This window comes from Roseateles microcysteis (assembly GCF_036880965.1).
In the GTDB taxonomy this organism is placed as follows: domain Bacteria; phylum Pseudomonadota; class Gammaproteobacteria; order Burkholderiales; family Burkholderiaceae_C; genus JAUASW01.
This window is the reverse complement of record NZ_JBAJMV010000003.1, coordinates 105,149-122,841: the sequence shown is the minus strand read 5'-3', so window position 1 is coordinate 122,841 and position 17,693 is coordinate 105,149. Positions and strand designations below refer to the sequence as shown.

Genomic DNA, 17,693 nt, shown 5'->3' with positions numbered 1-17,693 from the left:
GCGCCCCTCGCACAGAGCAGCCGTCGCTTGGGCAACAATCCGGGGGCCCAACGGAGGAACCGACCTTGCCAGCTCTCAAGTCCCGCCTTCTGCTCATCCCCTTGCTGCTGGCCGCTGCGCTGGCGCCGCTGCAGGCCGCCACGCCCAAGGATTCCCTGATCCTGGCGATGGCCTTCGACGACATCATCTCGATGGACCCGGCCGAGGCCTTCGAGATTGCCGCCGGCGAGATCATCGGCAACACCTACGAACGCCTGGTCGAGTTCGATGTGGCTGACCCCACGAGGCTCAGTGGCGAGCTGGCCAAGGGCTGGACCGTCTCGGCCGACGGCAAGACCTTCACTTTCGAGCTCTTGCCGGGCCTGCGCTTCTCCTCCGGCAATGCCCTGACGGCTGAAGAGGTGGTCTGGTCTCTGCAGCGCGCGGTGCTGCTGGACAAGACGCCGGCCTTCATCCTCACGCAGCTGGGCCTGTCGAAAACCAATGTGGCCGAGAAGGTGCGCCAGACCGGCCCGCTGACCTTGACCATCGAGACCGACAAGTCCTATGCGCCCAGCTTTGTGCTGAACTGCCTGACGGCCAATGTGGCCTCGGTGCTGGACAAGAAGCTGCTGCTCGCCAAGGCGCAAGGCACGGACTTGGGCAATGCCTGGCTGAAGCTCAACCATGCCGGCTCCGGCCCCTACAAGCTGCGCGAGTGGCGGGCCAACGAGCTGGTGGTGCTGGAGCGCAACGATCAGTTCCACGGCAAGAAGCCGCCGCTGCAACGCGCGATCTATCGCCATGTGAAGGAAGCCGCCACTCAGCGCCTGCTGCTGGAGAAGGGCGATATCGACATTGCCCGCAACCTCGCGCCGCAGGACATCGACGCGATGAAGGGCCGGCCCGATGTGCAGCTCACCTCCACGACCAAGGGCACGGTCTATTACCTGAGCCTGAACCAGAAGAACCCGAATCTGGCCAAGCCCGAGGTGCGCGAAGCCTTGAAGTGGCTGGTGGACTACGACGCCCTCGGCGCCACCCTGATCAAGAACATCGGCGTCCCGCACCAGAATCTTCTGCCTTCCGGCATGTTCGGCGCGAGCAGCGACAAGCCCTACAAGTACGACCCGGCAAAGGCGCAGGCCCTGCTGGCCAAGGCCGGGCTGCCGCAAGGCTTCAAGGTGACGATGGACACGCGCACGGTGCAGCCGGTGCAAGGCATTGCCGAAGCGGTGCAGGCCTCGGCCAAGCGCGGCGGCGTGCAGATCGAGATCATTCCCGGCGACGGCAAGCAGACGCTGACCAAGTACCGCGCCCGCAAGCACGACATCTATATCGGCGAATGGGGTTCCGACTACTGGGACCCGCACAGCAATGCCGATGCCTTTACCCGCAACGTCGACAACAGCGATGAGGCCAAGCTGAAGCCGCTGACCTGGCGCAATGCCTGGATCTCGCCCGAGCTGACGAAGAAGACCGATGCCGCGCTGCTGGAGCGTGACCCGGCCAAGCGCGCAAAGATGTACCAGGAGATCCAGGCCGACTTCCGCAAGCACAGCCCCTTCGTCATGCTCTTCCAGCAGACGCAGGTGGCAGCGGTGCGCAAGGGCGTCGAGGGCTTCCGCCTCGGCCCCACGTCGGACACGACCTACCTCTTCACGGTGAGCAAGAAGCCTTGAAGACGAAGTTCCTGCGCGCCGCGGCGGGCCTCTTGTCGACGCTGGCGCTGACCTATCTGGGCTTGCTGGCCGTCACCTTCTTCATCGGCCGCGTCGTGCCGGTGGACCCGGCGCTGGCCATCGCGGGCGACCGGGCAAGTGAGGAGCAGCTGCAAAGAGTGCGCGTCGAGCTGGGCCTGGACCGTCCGCTCCTGGAGCAGTTCGGCCTCTACCTGAAAAAGGTGGCGCAGGGCGACCTGGGCCAATCCATCCTGAGCAACAACCCGGTGGCCGAGGACATCGCCCGCGTCTTCCCGGCCACGCTGGAGCTGGCCACGGTGGGCATCACCATCGGCGTGCTCTTCGGTGTGCCGCTGGGCGTGTGGGCGGCGGTGAAGCGTGGGCGCATGGCCGATCAACTGCTGCGGCTGATCGGGCTGTTCGGCTACTCGATGCCGATCTTCTGGCTGGGCCTGATGGGCCTGCTGCTGTTCTACGCCAAGCTTGGCTGGGTCAGCGGGCCAGGGCGCATCGACATCGCGTTTGAATACAACGTGCCTGTCGTGACGGGCCTGATTCTTGTCGATGCCGCCATGGCCGGCGAATGGGAGGCCTTTCGCAGTGCGCTCTCGCACCTGGCCTTGCCAGGCGCCTTGCTGGGCTACTACTCGCTGGCCTACATCAGCCGCATGACGCGCAGCTTCATGCTCAAGGAGCTGGGCCAGGAATACGTGGTGGCGGCGCGGGCCAAGGGGCTCTCCGAGATGCGCATCATCTGGCGCCATGCCTTGCGCAATGCCGCCGTTCCTTTGCTCACCGTGATTGCGCTGAGCTTTGCCGGCCTGCTCGAAGGCTCGGTGCTGACCGAGACCGTGTTTGCCTGGCCGGGCCTGGGCCAGTACATCACCAACTCCCTGCAGAACGCCGACATGAACGCGGTGCTCGGCGGCACGCTGGTGGTGGGCACGATCTTCATCGCCTTGAACCTCGTGTCCGATCTGCTTTACCGATTGCTGGATCCGCGTACTCGATGACTGCATCGTCACTTCACCAATGGCTGACGAGCGAGCGGCCAGAGTCTCGCCGCCAGGCCGCGCTCGGGCGGCTCTATTCAGGCTGGCGCAGCTTTGCGCGCAACCGCCTGGCACTTCTCGGACTGATCCTCGTGCTCGGGCTGATGGGGATGGCCGCACTGGCGCCCTGGATCGCGCCCGCGGCGCCGGATGTGGGCGACCTGATGAACAGCCGCCTTCTGCCGCCCTCCGGCGCGCACTGGATGGGCACGGACGAGCAGGGCCGCGACATCTTCTCGCGCATCGTCTGGGGCTCGCGCATCACGCTCTTTGTCGTCACCGTCGTGGCCATCCTGGCCGCGCCCATCGGCCTGCTGGTCGGCACGCTGGCGGGCTATTTCGGTGGCTGGGTCGATGCGGTGCTGATGCGCATCACCGACATCTTCCTGGCCTTTCCCAAGCTGATCCTCGCGCTGGCCTTTGTGGCCGCGTTGGGCCCCGGCATCGAGAACGCGGTGCTGGCAATCGCGATCACGGCCTGGCCGGCCTATGCACGCATTGCCCGCGCCGAGACCCTGAGCCTGCGCGGCGCCGACTTCATTGCCGCCGTGCAATTGCAGGGCGCCTCACGCTGGCGCATCGTCCTGCGCCACATCATGCCGCTGTGCCTGCCATCGCTGATCGTGCGGGTGACGCTGGACATGGCCGGCATCATCCTGACCGCTGCCGGCCTGGGCTTCCTCGGCCTCGGCGCGCAGCCGCCCAGCCCGGAATGGGGCGCCATGATTGCCGGCGGCCGCGCCTTCGTGCTGGACCAGTGGTGGGTGGCCGCCGGGCCGGGGATCGCCATCTTCATCGTCAGCCTGGCTTTCAATCTGCTGGGGGACGGGCTGCGGGATGCGCTCGACCCAAAGGAGGCCGAGTGACAAAGCCTCTTCTTGAAGTCGAAGACCTGCGCGTCAGCTATCCGGCCCGCGATGGCGGCCGTATCGAGGCGGTGCGTGGCGTGTCTTTCACGCTCGGCCGCGAGCGCCTGGGTATCGTCGGCGAATCGGGCTCGGGCAAGTCGCAGACCGGCCGGGCCATCCTCGGCCTGTCGGCACCGGGCGCGCGTGTCGAGGCCAAGGCCTTGCGCTTTGATGGCATCGACCTGCTCAGCAGTTCTGCAGCCGAGCGGCGCGCGCTGCGCGGCCAGCGCATGGCCCTGGTGATGCAGGACCCGAAGTACTCACTGAACCCGGTCATGAAGATCGGCGCGCAGATCGTCGAGGCCTTGCGGGCGCATCGCAAGCTGGGCAGCGGCGATGCGCGCGAGCGCATGTTGAAGGCCTTGAGCGAAGTCGGCATCGAAGCGCCCGAGCGCGTGGCCGGCCTCTATCCGCACGAGGTGTCGGGCGGCATGGGCCAGCGCGTGATGATCGCGATGATGACCATCGCCGAGCCCGAAGTGCTGATCGCGGATGAACCCACATCGGCGCTCGACGTCAGCGTGCAGCTGCAGGTGCTGGCGGTCCTGGATCGCCTGGTGCGCGAGCGCAACCGTGTGCCCGCCCCCCGAGGGAGTGGAGAGAGCTTGGGGCGGCCCGGCGCTTCCTCCATGGGCCTGGTCTTCATCTCCCACGACCTGCGCCTGGTTGCAAGCTTCTGTGACCGCGTGCTGGTGATGTACGCCGGCCGGGTGGTTGAAGAGATTGAGGCCACGCGGCTGCACGAGGCGAAGCATGCCTACACCCGCGGCCTGCTCGATTGCCTGCCTCGGCTTGATGCGCCGCGTCATCCCTTGCCGACCTTGCAGCGCGAGGAGGCGTGGAAGTCATGACGGCGAATCAGGTAAATCGGGCTCTCGGCCTCGAGGTCAAGCATCTGCAAGTGCGCTTCGGCGAGTTCACGGCCCTGCACGACATGAGCTTCACGGTCGCGCCGGGCGAAAGCCTGGGCCTGGTCGGCGAATCCGGTTCGGGCAAGTCCACGGTCCTGCGTGGCATCTGCGGCCTGGTTCAGCGCAGCGCGGGCGAGGTGCAGTTGCTGGGTGAGTGCGAGCTGCCCAAGCCAGGCAGCAAGGAATTTCGCCGTCGCGTGCAGATGGTGTTCCAGGACCCCTACGGTTCCCTGCATCCGCGCCAGACCGTGGACCGCATGCTGGCCGAGCCCTTGGCCATCCATGGCATCGGTGATGCGGAGTCGCGCATCGAAGCGGCGCTGGAGGCGGTGGGTCTGGGCAAGGGCTATCGTTTCCGTTACGCGCATCAGTTGTCGGGCGGTCAGCGCCAGCGTGTCGCCATTGCGCGAGCCTTGATTCTCGAGCCGCAATTGCTGCTGCTCGATGAGCCGACCTCGGCACTCGACGCCTCGGTGCAGGCCGAGGTGCTGAATCTGCTGGAAGCGCTGCGCCGCGAGCGCGGCCTGAGCTTCCTGATGGTCAGCCACGACCTGGGCGTGGTGACGCACTTGTGCGAGCGCGTGATGGTGATGCAGCGGGGGCGCGAGGTCGAGACGCTGGAGGCTGCGGCGCTGGCGCAAGGCCGTGTGAGCCAGGACTACACGCGGGAGCTCATGGTGGCGGCCCAGGGCTTTGTCAGGCGCGCGGCCTGAGACCGATGCGTCTTTTAGTCGCTGACAAAGACCATGCCCAGCACGCCCACCGTGCGGAGCTTGTCGTTCACCGTGGTGTAGGAGGCCAGGCCCAGCGAGTGGTACTTGGAAGCGAAGGCAGTGATCTGGCCGACGCCCAGGGCGCCTTCCAGCTGGCTGCGCTCTGCCACGGCCTTCTTGATCTTGTCGCGGTGCTGGTCGGCCGAGGGGTTGGTGGCAAAGCCGGCAACCACGAGGGCGGCCAGCACCAGCAGGGAGATCAGGGATTTGCTCATCAGGAATCCTTCGGGCTCAGGGTCTTGAACATCACATGGGCATCGACATAGCCCAGGCACTGGTGCTTGAAGGCGCCGGGCAGGGTGCCCACGATCTCGAAGCCGAGTTGCTGCCACAGGCGCACCGCGCCGGTATTGGTCGAGACCACCAGGTTGAACTGCATGGCCCGGTAGCCGCGGCGCAGGGCTTCGGCCTGCGAGTGCTCGCACATCAGGGTGGCGAGGCCCTGGCCGCGTGCGGCAGGTGCCACCAGATAGCCGCAGTTGGCCACATGGCTGCCCTGGCCCGGCTGATTGGGTCGAAGCGCATAGCTGCCCAGCAGCTCTCCGTCTTCACCACAGATCACGAACGTGGCCTCGGGGCCCTCGATCCAGGTCTTGTGGAGTTCGGCGTCGGAGCTTTGCGGCGCATAGGCATAGGTATCGCCGGTGGCGAAGACCTCTTGCAGCAAGGGCCGCAGCTGCGGCCAGTCACTCGCCTCGAAGGCGCGTATCAGCGGCACAGCAGGTCGGCCAGCGATTCGGCGGCGATGGCCCAGTCGGCATCTTCCGCAATCGCTTCGCTCAGGAAGGCGGCCTGGCTGGCCGACCAGACTGGTGCGTCCTGCACCGCGCAACCCAGGCATTGCTGGCGGTTGCTTTCGATGAAGACGCGGATCTGCGCCGGCTCATGCGGCAGGCCCAGTTGCTTGAATAGATCGACAAGGCTGTGGAACGGTGATTCCATCTTCAACTCCCGGAGCTTTGATTCAGTCTAGCGACTACTTTCAACGGCTCAAGCCGCGCGCGGCAATTGGCCAGACCGCCTCGACCCGGCCGGCGCGCACGGCGATCACCTCGTCGTGCAGGTTGAAGGTCGGGTCGCAATGGCCGGGCACCAGCCAGAGCTGCGTCCCCAGGGCCGGGCGTTCCGCCTCGGGACTGAGCAGCTGGACGATGCCGTGCTCGTCGCTGGCGGCGCTGTAGCTGAGCTGCTGGCTGACCTGGCCATGGCCCCACACCAGCGGCAGGCCCGAGTCCAGGGTCAATGACTTGAGGCCGGCGTCCACCACCGTGCGCTCGCCATTGCCCACGCTCATCACGCTGCTGGCCAGGAACAGCGCATGCTCGAAGTGCAGCGTGCCGGTGAAATCATTGCGACCGTAGTCGGCGTCCATGCCGATGTAGGAGCCCGGCTGCACCTCGGTGTAGACGCCGCTGGCCAGGTCGAACTCGACCGTGCCGCTGCCGCCGCCCGTGATCACCTCGCAGGCATGGCCGGCCTGCCTCAGCGCAGCCACCACGGCCGCCGTGCGCTCGGCAGCACCTGCTGCGGCGGCGCGCCGCTCTTCATGGCCGCGCACATGCTGGATGCTGCCCAGATAGGCCTGCAAGCCCTTGAAGCGCAGTTGCGGATGGCGCTGGATCTGCTCGATCAAGGCCAGCACGGCGGGCGCGTCGGTCACGCCGCAGCGGTTCTGGCCGATATTGATTTCCACCAGCAGGGCCATCTGGCTGCCGACCGCCTGGCTGGCAGCGGCGAGGTCGGCAATCTGGCTTTCATGGTCGACGCACACGGTCAGCTGGCAATGCCTTGCCAGCTCGGCCGCCAGCGCGGCCTTGGCCGGGCCCACGGTTTCGTTGCTGATCAGGATGTCCTGCACGCCGGCGTTGGCGAAGGGAAAGGCCTCGCTGACCTTCTGGCAGCAGATGCCTACCGCGCCGCGCTGGATCTGCGCCAGCGAGATGGCCGGGCATTTGTGTGCCTTGGCATGCGGGCGCAAGGCCACGCCGGCCGCCGTCGCTGCGGCCTGCATGCGGTCCAGGTTGCGCTCGAAGGCATCGAGTTCCAGCAGCAGGGCAGGGGTGTCGATGCTTGAGAGCGCATCGCCAGGGCGCGCGGCAGGCGGCAGTTGCAGAGGAGATGTCATGCGATCACAAGGCTGAGCAGATTGATGCAACGCCGTAACCGGCGGCGGGCTAGCATGGTGCCATGAACAAGCCCTCCGCTCCGCGCCTGGCCCTGATCGCCCATGACCACAAGAAGGACAGCATGCTGGCGCTGGCCTCCGAGTTCCTGCCGCTGCTGCAGGCCTGCCGCCTGATGGCCACCGGCACGACCGGGCGGCGGCTGCGCAATGAATTGGGGCTGGAGGTCGAATGCATGCTCAGCGGCCCCCTGGGTGGCGACCTGCAGATCGGTGCGCGCCTGGCCGTGGGTGAGGTGGATGCCGTGGTGTTCCTGCGCGACCCGATGACGCCGCAGCCTCATGAGCCCGACATCAATGCCCTGGTGCGTGCCTGCGATGTTCATGACGTGCCTTGCGCCACCAATCTTTCCGGAGCACGCCTGCTCTTGCGGGCCTTGGTTGCCCTGCCGACGCAGGTGTGAGCACCGCAGCGAGGCGCGCCTTCAGCGGCAGGCCCGGGCGTCGAGCAGGCGCTTGTTCAGCTCCAGTTGCAGCGGCTTGTTGTCGCGATTGGCCAGCTTGCTGATGTCGATCTCGATGTCGCGGATCTCGCGCGCCGAAGGGCAGGGCTTGCCGGCCTGGGCTGCGCGCGCAGGCGGCGGGTCGACATCGTCGAAGGCCACGACCACGCCATTGCGCAGCGAGACGTAGAAGCCGCGGCCGCCGCGCTGGTAGTAGAGCTGATCGGTCGAGTCGGGCCCGACCTGGCCGCTGCTGCTGCGCAGCGGCGAGCCCATGGCCGAGTCGAGCTCGGCGCGGGTCATGGAGACCATGGGCCGGCCCGCCATGATGGCCTCGCGGACCTTGCGCTGGCGTTCCAGCTCGCTCAACTGGCGGCTGTAGTCCGCAGACGCCGCCGCAGCAGCGGGCTGGTCCACGCGCATGTCCAGCTTCTGCTGGCCATGGCCATCGGGGCAGGGGTTCTGCTGGAAGCTGAGGGAGCCGTCGGGCGCGCGGCAGCGGTACTGGGCGGCGGCCGGCAGCGACACGCTGGCAAGCAGCAGGAGGATCAAGAGGGGCAGGGAGGGTGGATGCATGGTCGCAGCCTAACGCCGGCTCGGCGCAGCGAGTTGACCGCTTGTGCGCATTGCCGGCCCCGCCTTGTGGCAAGACCTGGCGCCAGTTGGCGCGGCGTCCCTGCAACGCGATGTCATACTGACCAGCCATCGAACATGGGAGTGAGGCGATGCTGACTCGTCGCAAGACACTGATCGGCGCTGCGGCCCTGGCCGCACCGGTCTGGGCCCTGGCCCAGCAGCGCGGCGCCGCGCGCGTCGTTTCGACATGGGACTTCGGCGTGGGTGCCAACCAGGCCGCCTGGAAAGTGCTGGGCAGCCGGGGCGCAGCGCTGGATGCGGTGGAACAAGGCGCACGCTGGGCCGAGGGTGAGTTGTGCAATGCCACGGTGGGCCGCTGTGGCTATCCGGATCGAGAGGGCTACCTGACACTCGACGCCAGCATCATGGATGGTGATGGCCGCTGCGGCTCCGTGGCAGCACTGGAAGACATCCGGCATCCGATTTCGGTAGCTCGCCGGGTGATGGAGAAGACACCCCATGTGATGCTGGTTGGCGCGGGGGCTCAGCAGTTCGCGCTGGAGCAGGGCTTTGCCCGCGAGGCCTTGCTGACCGACGCTGCCCGCAAGGCCTGGCGCGAGTGGAAGCTCGAGTCCAGGTACCAGCCGAAGATGAACGTGGAGCGTCTCTCGACCTCACGTCCCGGCGACAGCGCCAATCACGACACGCTGGGCCTGCTGGCCATCGACAGCCAGGGCCGTCTGGCAGGCGCCTGCACCACCAGTGGCATGGCCTGGAAGCTGCGCGGCCGCGTCGGTGACAGCCCCATCATCGGCGCAGGCCTGTATGTGGACAACGAGGCCGGTGCCGCCACGGCCTCGGGCGTGGGCGAGGAAATGATCCGCAATGCTGCGAGCTTCCTGGTCGTCGAGATGATGCGCCAGGGCAAGTCGCCGCAGGAAGCCTGCGTCGCGGCGCTGGAGCGCATCGTGCACAAGCGTGAGGCCGCGAGCAAGCAGCTACAGGTCTGCCTGCTGGCCATGAACAAGCACGGCGAGGTGGGGGCCTGCGCGCTGCACCACGGCTTCACGTATGCACTGTGCGATCACGACCAGGACCGGCGCCTGCTGGAGGCACCGTCGGTCTATCCGAAATCCTGACCTCGGCCAGGCGCCGCGCCAGCCCATGAGGGGTTCCTCAGGCCCGCAAGACCTGACCCTTAAGCGCCCCTCCACTGTAGCCCGGGAAGACCTGAGCCAGCGCCGCATCACTCACGCCGAGGTGACGTTGCAGGATCGGGCTCAGCACCGAGCGGAAGTCAGTTGTCACCGCCAGGTCGCGGCCGTCGGCCAGCGCCGAGGTCTCGAGGCCCGGCCAGTCGCCCAGCACCTGGCCGCCTGCCACCGGGCCGCCGAGCAGCCACATCACATTGCCGCGGCCATGGTCGGTGCCGCCGGTGCCGTTCTGGCGCACCGTGCGGCCGAACTCGCTCATCACGACGATGACGGTGTCCTTGAGGCTGTCGCCCAGGCCCTGGGCCAGGGCTTCCAGGCCTTCGCCGAGGCTCGCCAGCTTGTTGGCCAACTGCCCCTTGGCACCGCCCTGGTTGACGTGGGTGTCCCAGCCGCCCACCGAGGTGAACGCGAGCTGCGTGTGGGCGTCGGCCTGGATCAGCTGGCCCAGGCGCCGCGCATCGGCGGCAAAGCTGCGGGCCGAAGGCGCGCCGTTGTCGGCACTGGGGTCCATGCTGCGGCCGCCGGCCATGCCGCCACCCTGGGCGCGGCGGGCTTGGCCCGCTTCCATGCTGCGCTTCATCTCGCCGCGGCCTTCGGTGGTGTCCTTGTAGGTGCGGGCCATGGTGGCGTCCTGGCCGTACATCTTGTCGAGCGCGGCCTGCACCTTGGGGTCGTCGATGGCCTTGGGGTCGAGCGCGCGCGGGCCCACGCCCAGCGAAGCGACGCTGGCGGTGCCGGCAAAGATGCGCGGCGGCGTGGCGCCCATGCTCACGGCGCGGGTCGGCGCGGCCTCGCCGGGCATGCGGGCCACGAGGCGGTTCATCCAGCCGTCGGGCGTGCTCTTGCGGCCGGGCGTGCCGCTTTCCATGTAGTCCTGCGCGTCGAAGTGCGAACGCGTCGGATCGGGCGAGCCGCTGGCATGCACAAACCCTAAAGCGCCCTGGTCCCAGAAGGGCTTGAGCCGCGCCAGCGCCGGATTCAGGCCGAAGCGGCTGTCCAGTTTCAGCACGCCGTCTTCGGCGCCTGGTGCGGCGAGCGCGGTGCTGGTTCGCGACTTGGCATAGTCAGCTTCACCGTAGGGCACGACGACCGAGAGGCCGTCCACCGCACCGCGCAGCATCACGACGACCAGCTTGCGCTTGGCGAGTTCGGTGCTGGCAGCGGCCCGGGCTGCGCGTGACCAGAGGGTCCAGCCGGCGAGGGCGCCGGTCTGCAGGAGGAAATTTCGGCGTTGCATGATGTGTGCTTCCTTCAGCGGCGCATGAAGTCGGGGCTGCCCAATGCGAGCGTGAGCTGCATGGCAGCAGGCTCGGCGGCGATGCTCTTGCGGGTGCTGTCGCTGAGCAGAGGGCCCAGGGTGTTGATCAGCGCCTGGCTATCCAGGTTGGCGTTGGTGCCGCGGCGCATGCGCCGCTCCGACAAGGTGGAGGCGAATTGCACGCGCTGGGCCAGCGCTTCCGGATTCATCCACGCGGCGGCCGTGTTCTTGTAGCCATCGGGCGTCTGCGAACCGTAAAGCGGCATGCCGGCCTGGGCCAGCAACTGCATCAGCGGCGCCACGTCGGCCGGCGTGCTCACGTCCAGCGCGCGCAGGCTGCTCAGGACGTACTGGTAGGGCGTCTTGAACTTCGCGCCATAGGCCTCGCGGCTCCAGAACTCTTCCGAAGTGATCAGGGTCTGCGTGACAGCTTTCAGGTCGCCCTGGGTGGCGAGGAATCGGTCGGCCAGGCGCTGCACCAGGGCCGGCGGCGGCTGGTCAGACACAAAGGCCTGCGCCAGCTTGAAGGCCAGATGCCTGGCGGTGGCCGGATGGCTGGCCAGCACGTCCAGCGCCATTTCGCCTTCGCCCTGCGCATTGCCGGTCACCGTGCGACCCAGCCATTGCTTGGTGCCGCCGTCGTGGCGGCGCGGGTCGAATTCGAACAGCGCGCCCTTCGTGCCCCTCTGCGCCGCGCGGTAGTCGACGGTCCATCCGGTCAGCATGCGCGCCAGTTCGGTCACGTCGCGCTGGCTGTAGCCACCGTCCACGCCCAGCGTGTGCAACTCCATCAGCTCGCGGGCGTAGTTCTCGTTGAGGCCGGTCAGTCTCTGGGCATTCGGGTTGGCGCGCGCCTGGCGGCCCGGCGGCTGGTAGCCGGTCTTCACGCTCTGGACATTGTCCAGATAGATCAACATGGCCGGATGCTTGGCCGTGGCGGCCAGCATGTCGCGGAAGCGGCCGAGCACAAAGGGCCGGATCGCCTCGCGCTCGTAGGAACCGACCAGCACCGACACCGGCCCCTTGCCGGCGAAGACATTGAAGTGGTTGAACCAGAATTCGACCAGCACTTCCTCCAGCTGGGCCGGGCTGTCGATGGCGCGCAACAGCCGCGCCTGGCCGGCCTGCGCCAGCACGGGCCGCACCAGCTCGCGGCGGGCATTGGCCTGCGCCTCCTGCACCTTGGCGTTGTCGGCCTTGCCGTCCATGGCAGCAGCTTCGCGCCTGGCCACGCGGTTGGCCTGCGTGGCCTCGCGGTAACGGCCGATCAATTCGCCCTGGCTGAGCCTTTGCGTATCGAGCGCGGCGAGCCGGGCTTTCAGCGCCTCGGGCGGGGCCAGCTTGGCAGGCTCCAGTTGCGCAGCAAGAAAGGACTGCAGCCAGCGCTCCGCCCCGTGCTGCCTGATCGCCGTGATGTCGCTGGGCCGCGGGCCGTAGCCCAGGCGGTTCAGCGCATGCAGGGCCTTCTCATCGGCGCTCAGGCGCGGAGCCTGGGCCCAGCTGATGCTGCCTGCCAATGGCAGGGCCGATGCCAACGAAATGCCCTGGAGGGCTTGTCTTCTTGTGAGTTTCATTTTGCGACTCCGTACTGCCAGGTCCGCAGAGTCGCAAGTGTCGATCAAGCCGGCATTGCCTGTGTGCAAAGCTTTGTTGCCAGGGGGCGCCGGCTCGCTAGTGGCTTACCCGCGGCTCAGTTCGCCAGCTTCCAGTCGCCCTTGTCGATGGTCAGCAGCACGCGGGCGTTGTCTTCCAGGCCCCAGTGGTCCTTGGCCGAGTAGCGGATCACGCCCTGGGTGATCGTCACGCCCTTGCTGTTCTCCAGCGCCTCCTTGAGCGCGGCGCGGAATTCGGGCGTGCCGGGCTTGGCCTTCTTGAGCGCCACCGGCACTGCCGCCTGCAGGAGCAGCTGCGCGTCGTAGCCATGGGCCGAGAACTGATTGCGCGTGCCCGCGCCGAACTGCTGCTCATAGCGCTCGACGAACTCGGTCGCCAGCTTCTTGGACGGATGCGCCGCCGGCAGCGATTCCGGCATCACTGCCAGGCCCGCCACCACGATGGCACCATCCACCTCCTTGCCGCCCAGGCGTATCAGGTCGCGCGAGGCGGCGCCGTGGGTCTGGTAGATCTTGCCCTTGTAGCCCCGCTCCACGATGGCCTTGTGCGGCATCGCCGAGCCACTGCCGGAGGCGCCGATCAGGATGGCGTCCGGCTGCGCCATGGTGACCTTCAGCGCTTGCGCCGTCACGCTGGTGTCAGACCGTGCGAAGCGTTCCGTGGCCAACGATGCCAGCCCAGCCTTCGCCGCCAGCGCATCGAAGGACTTCAGCCAGGTTTCACCATAGGCGTCCGAGTAGCCGAGGTAGGCGTAGCTCTTGATGCCGCTCTTCTTCATGTGCTCGATCAGCGCGGAGGCCATCAGCGGCGTGGACTGTGCGACGCGGAAGGTCCAGGCGTCCTTGCCTTCGGGCAGATCGACCGGCGAGGTCGAGATCTGCACCGTCTGGCCCTCGGCCGCCACGACCGACAGCGCGATGGAGGCCGGCGTGGCGGTGGAGCCGACGATCACGTCCACCTTGTCTTCGGTGATGAAGCGGCGACCGTTCTTGACCGACTGCGTCGCATCCGAGGCATCGTCCAGGATGATCAGCCGGACCTTCTCTCCGCCAATGGTGTCGGGCCACAGGGAGATGCCGTTCCTGGTCGGAATGCCCAGACCCGAGGCCGGCCCGGTCAGTGGCAGGCTCACGCCGATGGTGATCTCGGCCTGCGCGGCGCCGAAGGCGAGTGTGCTCAGGACTGCCGCAACGAGCGGTCGGATGGACTTCTTCTTCATGATGTCTCCTGGGTGGGTTGAATCGGCTGCGGCTTGCGCGGCCTGCCTTCGGATCAGGGAGGACACAGCTTGCGCAGCAGTGCGCACAGCTGCTTCTTCTCGGCCTGGTTCAGCGCGGCCGAGATGCGCTCGTCATGCTCTTTCACGGCCTGCTTGTAGCGCTTGAGCTGGCGCGCGCCGGCCTTGGTGAGCAGCAGGCTGTAGGAGCGGCGGTCGCCGGAGGCCTGGCGCTCGATCAGGCCTTTCTCCTCGAAGCCATCGATGATCGCGACCACGCCGGAGCGCGCGATGCCCATCACCTCGGCCAGGCGCGTTTGTGAGATGCCGGGGTTGTTTTCAACAATCACCAGCGACGAGAAGCGCTGCGGCGTGATCTCTTCCCCGTCCATCGTCGCGGCGAAGTCTTCGTAGATCGACAGCTGCGCGCGACGCACCGCATAGCCGACCAGCTCGTCGAGCACGTCGTACTCCACGCCTTCTATACGGGCATTGAAATGGATGCGCTGGGTCAATCCGTCTCCTGGGTCTTGTCCATCTTTTGCCTGCTCGACGCTTGTGTTCGTTGAGATAATTGTTATAGGCTATAACAATTAAGCGCGCATGTCATCTTGCGACGCAGCATCAGCAACAGGAAACGGAGAGCGGCGTGAAAGTCACGATTGCAGGGGCCGGTATCGGCGGGCTCAGCCTGGCGCTGATGCTTCATGAGCGCGGCATCGAGGTGGAGTTGTTCGAGGCCGTCGGTGAAATCAAGCCGCTCGGCGTCGGCATCAACTTGCTGCCACACGCCAGCCAGCAGCTGTGCCGGCTCGGGCTGGAAGACGCTCTGGCCGCCCACGCGATAGAAACCTCCACGCTCGCCTACTTCAACAAGTTCGGTCAGGAGATCTGGCGCGAACCGCGGGGCCGCGCGGCCGGCTACGACTTCCCGCAGTTCTCGATCCACCGCGGCGATTTGCAGATGACTTTGCTGGCGACAGTGCAGGAGCGCATTGGCCGCGACAAGGTGCACGCCGGCCACGCTTTTGCCTCTTTCGAGCAAGGCACCGACAAGGTCGTCGCCTGCTTCATGCGCCGCGCAGACGGCGTGACGGTGCAGTCCGAATGCGATGTGCTGGTCGGCGCCGACGGCATCCATTCCTCGCTGCGCAAGTTCCTCTACCCGAGTGGCGATCAGCCGCGTTTCTCGGGGCGCATGCTGTGGCGTGCGGTGACTGAAGCGGAGCCCTACATGGATGGCCGCAGCATGTTCATGGCCGGCCACCAGGACCAGAAGTTCGTCTGCTACCCGATCTCCGAACCCTTGCGTCGCGAGGGGCGTTCACTGATCAACTGGATCGCCGAGCTGCGCGTGCCGGGCGGCGAACTGCCCAGCACCGACTGGAACCGAAAGGTCGACAAGTCGGTCTTCGCGGCACCGTTCCAAGATTGGAAATGGAACTGGATCGACATTCCCGCCATCATTGACGGCGCGAAGGAAATCTACGAATTCCCGCTGGTCGATCGTGACCCCTTGCCGCGCTGGACCTTCGGCCGCGTCACGCTCCTGGGCGATGCCGCGCATCCGATGTACCCGATAGGCTCCAACGGCAGTGCGCAGGCCATTCTCGATGCGCGCTACCTGGCCGACTGCCTGGCCGACGACGCCGACACGCCCTACGCGCTGCGCGAGTACGAGGCCGAGCGCCTGCCCAGGACCACCGGCATCGTGCTGCGCAACCGCATGAACGGGCCCGAGCAGGTGATGCAGCTCGCCGAATCACGGGCGCCACAGGGCTTCAGCAGCATCGATGAAGTGATTCCCCGAGAGACGCTGGAAGCCATGTCCCTGCGCTACAAGCGATTGGCGGGATTCGACAAGGACAGCTTGAAGGCCAAGGCCTGATCAAGCCCGCCCACCGCTGTGGGCCGGGTCCGTTGCCGCTAGCCCAGCGCCCTGGCGATCTTGTGTCGCGCCACCGTGGGACGCGGCACCTTGAATGGGAACCAGCGCCGCACATCGTCTTCCAGGCCGATGCCGTGCATGAAGTTGTAGATTGCCTTCTTCAGCGCCACGCCCAGCTGGTCGTGGTCCACGCCCGTGGGGTCGATGAAGCCGACGTCGTTCTTCGCGAACGGGCTCTCAGGCAGCGGCAGCAGCTTCACACCGAAGTCTTCGGGTTTCTGGCCGACGGGCGAATGCACGGTGCAGGCAAAGCGGTGGAAGAAGCCGCTCTGGATGCAGCCGTTCTCGAACAGCTGCCGCACATATTCCAGCGCATCGACCGTGTCCTGCACCGTCTGCGTCGGGAAGCCGTACATCAGGTAGGCATGCACGAGGATGCCGGCGTCGCTGAAGGCCTTGGTGACACGAGCCACCTGCTCGACCGACACGCCTTTCTGCATCAGGTTCAGCAAGCGGTCCGAGGCGACTTCGAGGCCGCCGGAGATCGCGATGCAGCCGCTGTTCGCCAACTGCTGGCAGAGCTCGGGCGTGAAGGTCTTCTCGAAGCGCACATTGCCCCACCAGCTCACCGCCGTGCCGCGCTTCTGCAGTTCGGCGGCCAGGGCCTTCAATGATTTCGGCGGGGCTGCTTCGTCCACGAAATGGAATCCCGTCTGGCCGGTCTCGGCCACGATGGCCTCGATGCGGTCCACCAGCAGTTCGGCGGAAGCCGCGTCGTAGCGCGAGATGTAGTCCAGCGTGACGTCGCAGAAGCTGCACTTCTTCCAGTAGCAGCCATGGGCCACGGTCAGCTTGTTCCAGCGGCCGTCGCTCCACAACCGGTTCATCGGATTGAGCATGTCCAGCAGCGACAGGTAGCGCTCGAGCGGCAGTCCATCCCAGGTGGGCGTACCGACGTCCGCGAAAGGCACGTCGGGCTCGACAAAGTTCACGTACTTCACGTCGCCTGCTTCATCCCGGATGAAGGTGCGCACCAGGCGTTGCTGCGAGCGCTTGCCAGCAAGGTGCTCGATCAGCGCCAGCAGCGGCCGCTCGCCGGCATCCAGGGTCACGTAGTCAACGAAGTCGAACACGCGCGCCTCGCTCAGCTCGCGCAGCTCGGTGTTGACGAAGCCGCCGCCTAGCACGATCTTGATGGTGGGGTTCTGCGCCTTGACCGTCTGCGCGATTCGCAGGGCTGCATAGACCGCACCTGGGAAGGGGACGGAGAGCAACAGCAGCTCCGGCTTGTGTCGCTCCAGCGCCTCGATGGTCAGCGCCTGCAAGGTTTCATCCACCCAGTTCGGCGCTGCCAGCAAGGCCTGGTGCAGCGGATCAAAGCTCGGCTGGCTGGTGGCCAGTTGCTCGGCATAGCGGACGAACTCGAAGCGCGGGTCCACCGCTTCGCGCAGCACGTCAGCCAGGTCGTTCAGGTAGAGCGTGGCGAGGTGGCGGGCGCGGTCCTGCAGTCCCAGTGCTCCAAAGGCCCAGGAGAGCGGATCGCCGCTGCCATCGTCGGCATAGGCTTCCAGCGTCTCGAAGCGTGGGCCTTCCGGTAGAAAACCGCGCGTGTTGATGCGATGAGCCAGCGTGGCGTCGCGGCCCTGCAGGAAGGCCAGCACCGCATCGATGGTGGCGATGTAGCGCGCGCCCTGGGCGATGAAGCTGCGCAACTTGGCCGAGGGTCGCGCCACCGCTTCGCTCAGCTCCAGCAGCTTCTCCAGACCTGGGCGCGAGAGCAGCCGCAGCACCAGAGCCAACGCCAGGTCCTCCTGCGCCGCATCGGCGAAACCGCGCGAGCGCAGAAAGCCGGTCAGGTAGGCGGTGGACGGGTAGGGCGTGTTCAATTGCGTCATCGGCGGGATGACGCTGAGGATGCGCAGGGAGGTGGGGGCAGGAGACGACATCGGGGGGCAAGGGCGCGACAGCCCTCGATTGTCCGGCACCTTGGCCCTCAG

Annotated in this window: 18 protein-coding genes; 8 read left to right on the top strand and 10 right to left on the bottom strand. The window is 66.8% G+C overall.

The features are described 5' to 3' along the window. The first annotated feature begins 65 nt into the window (after positions 1-65). The 5 genes from V3596_RS09595 to V3596_RS09575 are packed head-to-tail and all read left to right on the top strand — an operon-like array spanning position 66 to position 5,245. The gene (locus V3596_RS09595) at positions 66-1,661 is read left to right on the top strand and encodes an ABC transporter substrate-binding protein (RefSeq protein ID WP_334277491.1); all 1,596 of its coding nucleotides are present in this window, start codon (positions 66-68) and stop codon (positions 1,659-1,661) included. Beyond that, a complete protein-coding gene (locus V3596_RS09590) occupies positions 1,658-2,674 on the top strand; it encodes an ABC transporter permease (protein ID WP_334277490.1) in 1,017 nt (338 codons plus the stop codon). The genes V3596_RS09595 and V3596_RS09590 overlap by 4 nt, the downstream gene beginning before the upstream one ends. Beyond that, complete coding sequence (locus V3596_RS09585) at positions 2,671-3,579, top strand: ABC transporter permease (protein WP_334277489.1); 909 nt, start codon at positions 2,671-2,673, stop codon at positions 3,577-3,579. Before V3596_RS09590 ends, V3596_RS09585 begins: the two co-directional genes overlap by 4 nt. After that, positions 3,576-4,472, top strand: a complete 897-nt coding sequence (locus V3596_RS09580; protein WP_334277488.1) for an ABC transporter ATP-binding protein — start codon at positions 3,576-3,578, stop codon at positions 4,470-4,472. Before V3596_RS09585 ends, V3596_RS09580 begins: the two co-directional genes overlap by 4 nt. Then, positions 4,469-5,245 carry an ABC transporter ATP-binding protein gene (locus V3596_RS09575; RefSeq protein ID WP_334277487.1) on the top strand — a complete coding sequence of 259 codons (777 nt, stop codon included), beginning with the start codon at positions 4,469-4,471 and terminating at the stop codon, positions 5,243-5,245. The genes V3596_RS09580 and V3596_RS09575 overlap by 4 nt, the downstream gene beginning before the upstream one ends. A 14-nt stretch (positions 5,246-5,259) precedes the next feature. Here V3596_RS09575 and V3596_RS09570 read toward each other — a convergent pair whose 3' ends face one another. From V3596_RS09570 to V3596_RS09555, 4 genes are read right to left on the bottom strand one after another with little or no spacing between them, the layout of a single operon-like run. Next, the gene (locus V3596_RS09570) at positions 5,260-5,520 is read right to left on the bottom strand and encodes a hypothetical protein (RefSeq protein WP_334277486.1); all 261 of its coding nucleotides are present in this window, start codon (positions 5,518-5,520) and stop codon (positions 5,260-5,262) included. After that, positions 5,520-6,023, bottom strand: coding sequence for a GNAT family N-acetyltransferase (locus V3596_RS09565; protein ID WP_334277485.1), 504 nt, complete (start codon positions 6,021-6,023; stop codon positions 5,520-5,522). Before V3596_RS09565 ends, V3596_RS09570 begins: the two co-directional genes overlap by 1 nt. Then, positions 6,014-6,247, bottom strand: a complete 234-nt coding sequence (locus V3596_RS09560; RefSeq protein ID WP_334277484.1) for a DUF2789 family protein — start codon at positions 6,245-6,247, stop codon at positions 6,014-6,016. The genes V3596_RS09565 and V3596_RS09560 overlap by 10 nt, the downstream gene beginning before the upstream one ends. 40 nt (positions 6,248-6,287) lie before the next feature. Continuing rightward, positions 6,288-7,430, bottom strand: a complete 1,143-nt coding sequence (locus V3596_RS09555) for a DSD1 family PLP-dependent enzyme (protein WP_334277483.1) — start codon at positions 7,428-7,430, stop codon at positions 6,288-6,290. A 62-nt stretch (positions 7,431-7,492) separates the two neighbouring features. Between V3596_RS09555 and V3596_RS09550 the strand changes: the two genes are divergently transcribed. Beyond that, positions 7,493-7,891, top strand: coding sequence for a methylglyoxal synthase (locus tag V3596_RS09550; RefSeq protein ID WP_334277482.1), 399 nt, complete (start codon positions 7,493-7,495; stop codon positions 7,889-7,891). Positions 7,892-7,912: 21 nt separating this feature from the next. Here the strand turns inward: V3596_RS09550 and V3596_RS09545 are convergent, their stop codons facing one another. Next, positions 7,913-8,506 carry a DUF4124 domain-containing protein gene (locus V3596_RS09545; RefSeq protein WP_334277481.1) on the bottom strand — a complete coding sequence of 198 codons (594 nt, stop codon included), beginning with the start codon at positions 8,504-8,506 and terminating at the stop codon, positions 7,913-7,915. A gap of 149 nt (positions 8,507-8,655) precedes the next feature. On the opposite strand from V3596_RS09545, the gene V3596_RS09540 reads away from it, so the two are divergent. Further along, complete coding sequence (locus V3596_RS09540) at positions 8,656-9,645, top strand: N(4)-(beta-N-acetylglucosaminyl)-L-asparaginase (protein WP_334277480.1); 990 nt, start codon at positions 8,656-8,658, stop codon at positions 9,643-9,645. Between the two features lie 37 nt (positions 9,646-9,682). Here V3596_RS09540 and V3596_RS09535 read toward each other — a convergent pair whose 3' ends face one another. From V3596_RS09535 to V3596_RS09520, 4 genes are all read right to left on the bottom strand, one after another. Continuing rightward, the gene (locus V3596_RS09535) at positions 9,683-10,957 is read right to left on the bottom strand and encodes a DUF1501 domain-containing protein (protein ID WP_334277479.1); all 1,275 of its coding nucleotides are present in this window, start codon (positions 10,955-10,957) and stop codon (positions 9,683-9,685) included. A gap of 14 nt (positions 10,958-10,971) precedes the next feature. Continuing rightward, complete coding sequence (locus V3596_RS09530) at positions 10,972-12,552, bottom strand: DUF1800 domain-containing protein (RefSeq protein WP_334277478.1); 1,581 nt, start codon at positions 12,550-12,552, stop codon at positions 10,972-10,974. Positions 12,553-12,668: 116 nt separating this feature from the next. Next, positions 12,669-13,811 carry an ABC transporter substrate-binding protein gene (locus tag V3596_RS09525; RefSeq protein ID WP_334277477.1) on the bottom strand — a complete coding sequence of 381 codons (1,143 nt, stop codon included), beginning with the start codon at positions 13,809-13,811 and terminating at the stop codon, positions 12,669-12,671. 53 nt (positions 13,812-13,864) lie between these two features. Beyond that, positions 13,865-14,323 (bottom strand): MarR family winged helix-turn-helix transcriptional regulator, encoded by a 459-nt coding sequence (locus V3596_RS09520; protein WP_334277476.1) that lies wholly within the window; start codon positions 14,321-14,323, stop codon positions 13,865-13,867. A gap of 134 nt (positions 14,324-14,457) precedes the next feature. On the opposite strand from V3596_RS09520, the gene V3596_RS09515 reads away from it, so the two are divergent. After that, a complete protein-coding gene (locus tag V3596_RS09515; RefSeq protein WP_334277475.1) occupies positions 14,458-15,696 on the top strand; it encodes a flavin-dependent oxidoreductase in 1,239 nt (412 codons plus the stop codon). 38 nt (positions 15,697-15,734) lie between these two features. Here the strand turns inward: V3596_RS09515 and V3596_RS09510 are convergent, their stop codons facing one another. After that, on the bottom strand, positions 15,735-17,642 hold the full coding sequence (locus V3596_RS09510; RefSeq protein WP_334277474.1) for a B12-binding domain-containing radical SAM protein: 1,908 nt from the start codon (positions 17,640-17,642) through the stop codon (positions 15,735-15,737). Between the last annotated feature and the right edge of the window lie 51 nt (positions 17,643-17,693).

Bases quoted from the DNA above. Each gene is read 5' to 3' on its own strand.
- V3596_RS09585 (WP_334277489.1), top strand. From the start codon at position 2,671: ATGACTGCATCGTCACTTCACCAATGGCTGACGAGCGAGCGGCCAGAG.
- V3596_RS09575 (WP_334277487.1), top strand. From the start codon at position 4,469: ATGACGGCGAATCAGGTAAATCGGGCTCTCGGCCTCGAGGTCAAGCAT.
- V3596_RS09570 (WP_334277486.1), bottom strand. From the start codon at position 5,520: ATGAGCAAATCCCTGATCTCCCTGCTGGTGCTGGCCGCCCTCGTGGTT.
- V3596_RS09560 (WP_334277484.1), bottom strand. From the start codon at position 6,247: ATGGAATCACCGTTCCACAGCCTTGTCGATCTATTCAAGCAACTGGGC.
- V3596_RS09555 (WP_334277483.1), bottom strand. From the start codon at position 7,430: ATGACATCTCCTCTGCAACTGCCGCCTGCCGCGCGCCCTGGCGATGCG.
- V3596_RS09550 (WP_334277482.1), top strand. From the start codon at position 7,493: ATGAACAAGCCCTCCGCTCCGCGCCTGGCCCTGATCGCCCATGACCAC.
- V3596_RS09545 (WP_334277481.1), bottom strand. From the start codon at position 8,506: ATGCATCCACCCTCCCTGCCCCTCTTGATCCTCCTGCTGCTTGCCAGC.
- V3596_RS09540 (WP_334277480.1), top strand. From the start codon at position 8,656: ATGCTGACTCGTCGCAAGACACTGATCGGCGCTGCGGCCCTGGCCGCA.
- V3596_RS09535 (WP_334277479.1), bottom strand. From the start codon at position 10,957: ATGCAACGCCGAAATTTCCTCCTGCAGACCGGCGCCCTCGCCGGCTGG.
- V3596_RS09530 (WP_334277478.1), bottom strand. From the start codon at position 12,552: ATGAAACTCACAAGAAGACAAGCCCTCCAGGGCATTTCGTTGGCATCG.
- V3596_RS09525 (WP_334277477.1), bottom strand. From the start codon at position 13,811: ATGAAGAAGAAGTCCATCCGACCGCTCGTTGCGGCAGTCCTGAGCACA.
- V3596_RS09510 (WP_334277474.1), bottom strand. From the start codon at position 17,642: ATGTCGTCTCCTGCCCCCACCTCCCTGCGCATCCTCAGCGTCATCCCG.